Raw genomic sequence first — 9,106 nt, 5'->3', positions numbered from 1 at the left:
GACTTGATTTCAGTTTTTTCTTTGTCAGTAAGGGTGTCAACAAGGAATATTACAAATTGTTAACCGAGTCTTGAAAGCCTTGTGCTACAAAGGTTTGAAATGTTAAGAAAGATGTGACTAAAGGACAGCTTATTAAGGGGGATCCCCCCGCCTATCGGCACCCCCCTTATCAAGGGGGGCAGGGGGGATCGGCACTCCCCTTATCAAGGGGGGCAGGGGGGATCGAAGCTAAAATCCATTTTTAATTTAATTATAACCAGCTACTTAAAATGATGAATATTACCATCCCAAATCTCTACGATAGCGATTATCAACTTTGGTTAGAAAATACGATCAACCAATTACGTCAAGGCGATTTTCAAGCGGTAGATTGGCAGAATTTATTAGAGGAGTTAGCGGATTTGGGGAAAAGTGAACGACGAGCATTAGAAAGTTTATTAACTCGACTTTTAGAACATTTACTGAAGTTAACTTACTGGCAATCCCAACGAGATTATAATCAAGCTGGATGGAAAAAAGAAATTCGCAATTTTCGGATTCAGATCAAAAAAATTCTCAAAGATAGTCCCAGTTTAAAGTCTTATTTAAGGGAAATTTTGCAGGAATGTTATCTCGATGCTCGCAATCTGCTTATTGACGAAACCCAATTAGATGCAAGTATTTTCCCTGTGGAAGTGTTAGCTAATCTAGAGGAGATTCTCGATGAAAATTGGTTGCCTAATTGGGAAGCTATCAGCAATAATTCTGAACAGTGAAATTAAGGAGTAAAAAATGATGAATATTACCATTTCAAATCTCTACGATAGCGATTATCAACTTTGGTTAGAGTCCACTATCAACCAATTGCGTCGGGGGGATTTTCAAGCGGTAGATTGGCCGAATTTATTAGAGGAGTTGGCAGATTTGGGAAAAAATAATCGACGAGCGCTTAAGAGTCTCTTAACTCGACTTCTAGAACATTTACTGAAGTTAACCTACTGGCAATCCCAACGAGATTACAACCAAGCGGGATGGAAAAAAGAAATTAGAAATTTTCGCCTACAAATTGCTGATCTTTTAGCAGATAGTCCCAGCTTAAAGTCCTATTTAAGGGAAATTTTAGCAAAATGTTATCTCGATGCTCGCAATCTGCTTATTGACGAAACCAAATTAGATGCCAGTATTTTCCCCTTGGAAGTGTTAGCTAGTCTAGAGGAGATTCTCGATCAAAATTGGCTGCCGGATTGGGAAGATATAAACAGGGATAAATCTTCCGAGGTGAACTAAAGATTAGCTTCACCTACCCGGTTTACAGACATTATAGTCCTCGTGAGAGATCACCGCTTCCGGGACGAGGAGATTGCCGTAGTCGCGACAGATGAGGCGATAATTGCGGGTAACGGGGATACTGATAATAAAGCGATCGTGTCGCAATCGTTTACCGTGGAAATCTCGATAATTGCGGTGATCTTGCAATCCTTGCAGGATTTCCCTAGCTTTAAGTACGACATTTTTCGGTAATTCCCGTAGATCGATCGGATCTTGGGAAAAAGTGGCTTCCCAAGCATTTTTTTGACGTTTTCTTTCTTCCCAAGCGGCATCTAGTTGAGCGCAATGATGGCAGACTTGGCCATAACCCTTGTGACCACAGGGAAACTTCTTCTTTCTTCTGGACATAATACCATCTGTCTGTGAGGCTGTGAGAGACTATTCAAGAGCGGCAAAGCTTGCTTCACTTTTGGCAGATGGAGAAGAAAGTCTTTACCTAGTGATTATCTATACTTACCAGCATACAGGGATCGATACCTCGTTTGGTCATTGACCAGCAAGAAAGTTGATCTTGGTTAGTTAGGGCCGGCTGTCACCAACAGGATTAAGGCTGCTTAGAATAATTCCCATTCTTGGGTTCTTAAACGTTTGAGAATAGCCAAACGGCTACTAAAATAATTGGCACAGAGACGACTATAATCGGTTAAACGCAGGTTATTTAAGCTAATTGACCAAGACCAAATATAGGCCGCTTGGGTGAGATACTGAAGACAAGATAATTCACCATCGGTTAAAGGCACTGTTTGATCGTAACCTTGGATAAAACTGTGGCGAACCTGGCGATTTAAGCCGGATTGTAGGGAAACTTGCAGAAATTTAGCGATATCAAAAACTCGCCAACCATAACCGCACTGATCGAAATCAAATAGGGTCATCTGATTATCTGGGGTGATATGTACATTACCACTATGAGGATCGCCCCAACAAATGCTCCAATAGGGAGATTCTGTCGGTAATTTGGCGGTTTCTTCCTCTATTTCCCCAATGGTTTCTAAAACACAGTCTAGGTCCCTCGGTCGTTGGTGCAGAAAAGGTGCGATAATTTGCAGGGAATCCTCGAGAAGATATTTGAGGTTGAGGGGATGACGATAGGCTAGGGGTTGAAAATCTGCTGTCACCCGATGTAAATTAGCTACGATCGCCCCTAAATGATAGGCTTGTTCTATATCTATGTCTCCAATGGCAATTCCCCCCGGAGCATAGGGAAAGAGGACGGCGTAACGTTTCCCTTCCGGGGCATTAATTTCTACGGATAAATCACCGTTTTTGCTGCGAATTGGGGCGGCGACGGGAACCTGAGAGCGATCGAGATAATCTAATAATTCTAACTCGAAGTCGATTTCCATTTTGCTGCGCCAATGGCAGTGAGATACGCGCAAAATGTAGGGAGTTGTCAGGGTTTCGAGGAGATACACATCACTTAAACCCCGATGCCAAAATTGACAATTTTTCGGTACATCAATCTCGTAACGAGAAAAAACTAAATCTGCTAGGGCAGCAGGAGCCAGAGTCGAGTAGAGTGTGGGAAAAGTCCATTCTCCAGTGCGAAAATTGGCAGCGGGAGAACTAGAAGGCAGTAAATTGAGCGAAGCCTGAAAAGTCGTCACGGTTCCCTCCCGATGCAAGTGTGGACAACGCTCGCATCATCCTATTTTATAGGCCACATATATTACAAATTGGTTCGATCGCTCCGTATATTTCGCTACATTCCTCTGTAAGTTATCAGATTTGAGTTTTCAGCACCCACAGCAGTTATCTGAATGGTGAGATGGGAAGTTTTCGTTTTGGGGAGTCGGTCGTTAATACCAAATTAGGTTACACTTCATCTTTATGAGAAAGGCTGTACTAAAGTTGTTGATTCTTCCTGACTGAGATGACGTAGTTTGTCTCGAAAATAGCCAAAGCTGGGCGATCGATTAATATCCACATTCATCTGAGGAGAAATATTTTCTGCCCAGACTGTTTTCTCTTGACCCACAGAAGCTCCACCTAACTTAGATAATTGTTTCGCTCCACCTCTGTATATAGCATCTGCCAGTTTTTCCCAAGTACCACAGATACTATCATTAATATAGGAATCCAAGATAGCACTTTTGGCCTGGGGATAAGCAATTTTTATGGCATTAATATCACCTAAATACCAAGCTTCTCCTTCTTCAATAGCAATACAAAAGTAAATTTGGGATTGGATAGCAGATTTTTCCAGACAATTGCTTAATTCCTGTCGAAATTCTCGAAAACATCGATTATCCAGATCGCAAACCACAATCAGTACAGCAGCATAATTATCAGGGTAACTAGAAAAAGTTTTATCATATCCTTGAATCAGTTTAGGTAGTCGCTCAAGAAGAATCCGTTTACTAGGATCGGAAACAGACTGTAAGTCTCTGGGAAGATGACCACTGCCTTTATAGGAATGAACCCTAAATGTATGACCTGCATTCATGTCAATAATCCTAGGAATTAGAATATCAAGTGCTTTTTTTCCCGACAAATCCTCGACCAAAATTTCAAAGTGCATGACCTTATCTCTCATCTAAGTAATCACTATACCAAAGACTACCAAGGGGCAATCCTTCTGAGACGAGATTCTTGATTAAGGGATTGTCACTAGCCCGTTTAATCCGAGAAAAACCATCATCACCCTTTTCCAGAATCCAAACTTCTTCTGGCTGGAGAGCATCAACAAAATAAGGTTGATGAGTGGTGATAAAAATTTGAGAACTTCCTCTCTGTCCTGTGGCGTGTTTTCTAAATTCTTGAGCCAAGGTTTCTAATAGTTTATGGTATAAGCCGTTTTCTGGCTCTTCAATACAGATAAATGGCGGTGGAGAAGGGTCTTCTAACAGTAAGAGATAGGCGAATACTTTTAAAGTACCATCGGACATTTGCTGTACATAAAATGGGTCTTGGAATCCCCGATCATTAAATTTTAATAGTAGTCGATTATCGGGACTTTTTTCGGTGCTAATTTTTTCTATACCCGGTATCTTACGAGAAATACTATTAAGTATATTCTGAAATTTCTTGGAATGCTCTCTTTCCATAAACTGCACCACATTACCGAGATTATCTCCATGAATATTGAGATGTTTCTGGGGTCCGGCTAGGGGCAAACTTCTGGCCGCATCGGGAGTAAAATAGCTGAGATACCATCCCTCAATAAATCTCCGAAATAGGGAAATTCTCGGATGCTGTTTGAGAGAACCTAACGTAGCAATTCCTAGTTTGCGCTTATCATTCAGTTCCACTAACTCGGTTTCCTTGCTTTCCTCATCAGCTTCTTGTTGAATTTTTTCTATTAACTTAAGTAAATCAAAATGGTCTTGACCTTCTTCTACTTGTTTCCCTTCTTCTTCTCCTTTCCAGACGATTCCTTTCCCTTCATCGAGGATTAAAAATGAAAAAGGCCATCCGGTCTTTTGACCTTTTCTTCTCTGTCTGAGTCTTTCTTTTTTTACATAAGGTCTATTATCGGTATCTAGATCAATAGCTAATTCATAGGTAATTGGTCGGGAATTGTAATCTTCTTTATAGTAAATCTGAAATTCAATGCTTCCTTCCTGACCCTGGGAACGAAGACGCTCAAACCCGCCTCGACCTCGCGCATCACAAGCTTCTTCTACTCCTCCTTTAAGACAATCAGATAAAAAACCGAACGCATCAAAAAGTGTGCTTTTTCCCACACCATTTTTGCCGATAACGGCCGTCATCGGTGTCAGAGAATCTCGATTTTGAGTATTCCATAACTTGCCCAGGGTTATATCCTTGAGCGCTCGATAATTTTTAATCCTCAATCCCTCAATTCCGGCCATTATTTAGTCCCGTTTCTCATTACTAAAGTAATCTGAGCAATTTCTTGATAGACTGATTCTAGACCAGTTATTAATTACTGACCCGATTCGATCGCTCCTTCGGCCTCATGGACAATTGCCCTCAATCGATCTAAAGTTTTCTGGTCCACCTGGGTCCATAATCCCCGTTGTTGAGCTTCTAATAATCTTTCGGCCATATCTCGCAATGCCCAGGGGTTTTTCTCCTGAATAAATTGTTGTACCTTGTGGTCAAATAAATAAGCTTCGGCTACTCCCTGATAGATAAAATCCTCCACCAGATGAGTAGTGGCAGAGTAGGCAAAAATATAATCTACGGTTGCAGCCATCTCGAAAGCGCCTTTATAGCCGTGTCGCATCACTCCCGCTATCCATTTGGGATTAACCACTCGCGAACGGTAAACGCGGCGAATTTCTTCCTCTAGGGTTCTGATGCGGGGATTTTCCGGACGGGAATGATCACCAAAATAGGTGACGGGATTTTTGCCGGTTAATGCCCGGACACTGGCAGTTAAGCCGCCTTGAAATTGATAGTAGTCATCGGAGTCGAAAATATCGTGTTCCCGATTGTCCTGATTGTGCAGCACTATCTCTAATTCTTGCAGTCTATTTCTCAATACTTCCGGTAAAGAATGGGCAGTTCCTTGGCTATCATAGGCATAACAACTCCAGTTAATATAAGCATTAGCTAAGTCTTGATCATTTTGCCAGTTTTGTGACTCGATTAACCCCTGTAAACCGGCCCCGTAAGCACCCGGTTTGCAGCCAAAGATTCTGGCAGTAGCTCTCAGTTTCGCCTCTTTTTCTCCTAAGCCCTGACTTAGCCAAAACTCTCTCTCTGTCTTCACTTTCGCCGCTAAAGGATTAATTTTTTCCTCTTCCTCTTGACAAGCTACCGCATTTATGCCAGAATTAAGAAGATGTAGTATGCTGGGGAAACTGTCCCTAAAAAAGCCCGATACCCGAACGGTCACATCAATGCGAGGACGGCCTAAGCTAGACGGGGTAAGGATTTCAAACCCGACCACCCGACGGAAAAAACCATCCCAAAGGGGACGAATTCCCAGTAAAGCCATGGCTTCGGCCACATCTTCGCCACTATTTCTCATCGTCGAAGTTCCCCAGATAGAAATCGCCAAAGTGCGGGGATATTCGCCATTTTCTTGGGTATAACGTTCAATTAGTGCCTCTGCGGCCTTTCTTCCCACTTCCCACGCGGTTTCTGTGGGGATTGCGCGGGTATCGACGGAATAGAAATTTCTGCCAGTGGGGAGAACATCGGGACGGCCGCGGGTAGGAGCGCCAGAAGCACCACTGGGGACGTATTGGCCAGCGATACCTTTTAAGAGATAGGTAAGTTCATCGGGGGTTTGTTTTAAAGCAGGAATTAACTGATTTTCTAGCCAAACCAATTCTTTTGCCGTATTTTCGCCTACAGGTTCAATTTTCCGGCTAATTAAATCCTGAGCGAGACCTTCCAGATAAGTAGTAGTATCGTTATATTCCGTCAGGGGGTCGCAGTCGAGATGCAGGTCAAGGGCAAGGGAACGGGTTAAACCGGGGCGGTCGGGACTAGGAGAACGAGCAATCGATTGGATTAAATCAATTAACTGCTGACCCTGGGGACATTGACCGAAGATATGTAAACCGTCGCGGATTTGTGCTTCCTTGAGTTCACAGAGATAACCATCCACGACGGTGAGAAATTGACTAAAGGAAGCGCTGGTCGCAACGCGCTCGCTACGCGAGATCGTGCCTAGCTCTCGATCGAGATTAGTTTTCGCCACCAGGTCGTTAATCCGCTCGCGAATCAGAGCTAAACGAGAAGGATCAAGAGATTCTGCCTGATAATATTCATCGATGAGGGACTCTAACTTTTCCCAATCCCCATACAATTCCGCTCGCGTCATTGGGGGGGTGAGATGGTCGATGATAACAGCTTGGGAACGTCTTTTAGCGCTGGACCCTTCTCCGGGGTCATTGACAATAAACGGATAAAAATTCGGCAGCGACGAGAAAGCAATTTCGGGATAACAATGGGGAGAAAGAGCGAGACTCTTCCCGGGTAGCCATTCTAAATTGCCGTGTTTACCGAGATTAATCACGGCAGTGACTTGGAATTCCCGTCGTAACCAATGGTAAAAAGCGAGATAGCTGTGGGTAGGTTCGAGGTCGGGGGAATGATAATTAAGAGTCGGGTCAAGGTCATAACCGCGAGAAGGTTGAATACCGATAAAGACATTACCTAACTGGATGCCGGGGATAGGAAAATCCCTGTCTGGATGTCCCCAACGGTCAAGCATAGCGCTTTGATTATCGGGGGGAAGGGAGGAGAAATAATCTAGATATGCTTCTAGGGAGAGAGATTGATAGATAGGTTTTAATTCCCTTGTTTCCAAGTCATTAGTGATACCGGAAATCAGCAATCGCATTAATTCGTCGCTATGGTCGGGTAGGTCGGTGAGGGTATAACCTTGGGTTTGTAGTGCGCGAAGAATTTCCAAACCACTAGCGGGAGTATCTAAACCGACTCCGTTAGCGATACGACCATCCTTATTGGGATAGTTGGGGAAAATGAGAGCAATTTTTTTCTGGGAGTTGGGAAGGGAGGAGAGTTGACAATAGTTTGCGGTTAAATCAGCGACAAAATCAACCCGGTGGGGGAGGGGTTGATAGATAACTATTTCCGTTTCTAGTTTGGGATGTCGGGTGAGGACAGATTTAAAGGAAATAGCGCGGGTGATAATTTTGCCATCCATTTCCGGTAAAGCGATATTCATGGCCACATCCCGGGGGGAAAGACCTTGATAACCCTGTTGATAAGCTTCTAAACTGCTGCTGCTGAGGATAACTTGGAAGATGGGTTTATTGAGGGACTGCCAGAAGTGATGATTTTGTTTGTCTTCCGGTCGCTGGATAGAGAAGCTAGTGGTATCGAGAATTAGGTCTGGGGGATGGTGGGAAAAGAGGGTTAATAGTTCCTCTTGCACTTCAATTTCCCGGAGAGAGGAGAGAAAGATAGGGACAGTTTCAATATTTCTTTGGGTGAAAGCGCTGATTAAAGCATCGATAGCTTTGGTGTTACCCGCGAGATAATGGGAACGATAGAAAAGTATCCAAGTCCGTGCTTGGGGTTGGGATAGGGTTATCTGGGAATAGATTCCCAACCTAGGGACAACCCTAGGAGGAGAGGGAGGATAGTCGAGATGGAGACAGGTATGCGCGATAAATTTAGCAGCATTAATCCAGTTATCTATCCCTGCTTCCGTGAAATAGCACCATAACTGGTTAACAGTAGTCAGGGAAGCAGTGGAATGACTCATCAACTCTAAATCCGGTTTATCCTCTCCCGGGAGGACAAATAAAGTCGCACCAGTTTCCTCGACAATTTCCTTAACTACTTCCAACCCGTAGGACCAACTCCCCCGTCCCCCCAATAAGCGAAGAATAATCACCCTTGCTTGGGATAGTACCTTGTCCCCATAGTTATCAATACTGTATTGCTGTTGTAACTGTGATAAATTCAGGGCGCGAATTGCGGGAAAATTATCCGGTAGATGGTCGATAGCTGCCGCTAGAGTTTGAATATCGGTATCAGCCATGGTGAGGAGAACAATCGGGGCCGGATTTTGGTCAATAATAATCACCCCTTCGGTATCTGCTGTCCAACCACCCGCTTGGGGAGCAATTCGGTGCATAAGTTTTGAGAGTCAGGTTAAATAATGATTAGGTTTTGAGAATCAGGGTCTCGATCGAGGGATCATTCCTAGGTAGATAGAGATGATTATATCTGTCTGCGGCAATTTAAAGAATAGGGAATAGGTGTTAGGGGATAGGGGATAGGGATTAAGCAAAATCTTCACTAAAACCCCAACACCCTAAAACCCCAACACCTTACTGATGACTGGGGTGTAGGGAAGTGGGGAAGTGGGGGAATTTCAACTAAAACCCTAAAACCCTAAAAC

7 protein-coding genes are annotated in these 9,106 nt (G+C 43.6%); 2 read left to right on the top strand and 5 right to left on the bottom strand.

All coding sequences use genetic code 11. From position 1 onward, the window contains the following. Positions 1 to 269: 269 nt before the first annotated feature. Positions 270 to 755 (top strand): DUF29 domain-containing protein, encoded by a 486-nt coding sequence (locus IM485_RS07130; protein WP_194017321.1) that lies wholly within the window; start codon positions 270 to 272, stop codon positions 753 to 755. A gap of 19 nt (positions 756 to 774) precedes the next feature. Further along, positions 775 to 1,266: a DUF29 domain-containing protein gene (locus tag IM485_RS07125; RefSeq protein WP_287742194.1), complete on the top strand. Its 492-nt coding sequence runs from the start codon at positions 775 to 777 to the stop codon at positions 1,264 to 1,266. Positions 1,267 to 1,275: 9 nt separating this feature from the next. Here IM485_RS07125 and IM485_RS07120 read toward each other — a convergent pair whose 3' ends face one another. The 5 genes from IM485_RS07120 to cobN form a co-directional block, all read right to left on the bottom strand. After that, positions 1,276 to 1,656 carry a DUF7682 family zinc-binding protein gene (locus IM485_RS07120; protein WP_043998006.1) on the bottom strand — a complete coding sequence of 127 codons (381 nt, stop codon included), beginning with the start codon at positions 1,654 to 1,656 and terminating at the stop codon, positions 1,276 to 1,278. 206 nt (positions 1,657 to 1,862) lie between these two features. Next, positions 1,863 to 2,915: a phosphotransferase enzyme family protein gene (locus tag IM485_RS07115; RefSeq protein WP_104396336.1), complete on the bottom strand. Its 1,053-nt coding sequence runs from the start codon at positions 2,913 to 2,915 to the stop codon at positions 1,863 to 1,865. A 221-nt stretch (positions 2,916 to 3,136) separates the two neighbouring features. Beyond that, entirely contained in the window at positions 3,137 to 3,829 is a 693-nt protein-coding gene (locus IM485_RS07110; RefSeq protein ID WP_104396554.1) for a DUF4276 family protein, read from the bottom strand. A 4-nt stretch (positions 3,830 to 3,833) separates the two neighbouring features. Continuing rightward, positions 3,834 to 5,123, bottom strand: a complete 1,290-nt coding sequence (locus IM485_RS07105) for an AAA family ATPase (RefSeq protein WP_104396335.1) — start codon at positions 5,121 to 5,123, stop codon at positions 3,834 to 3,836. 74 nt (positions 5,124 to 5,197) lie between these two features. Beyond that, positions 5,198 to 8,839: a cobaltochelatase subunit CobN gene (cobN, locus tag IM485_RS07100; protein WP_287742190.1), complete on the bottom strand. Its 3,642-nt coding sequence runs from the start codon at positions 8,837 to 8,839 to the stop codon at positions 5,198 to 5,200. Between the last annotated feature and the right edge of the window lie 267 nt (positions 8,840 to 9,106).

Source organism: Microcystis sp. M169S2 (assembly GCF_020245865.1).
Lineage (GTDB): Bacteria > Cyanobacteriota > Cyanobacteriia > Cyanobacteriales > Microcystaceae > Microcystis > Microcystis ichthyoblabe_A.
This window is presented reverse-complemented; position numbering and strand designations above follow the sequence as displayed.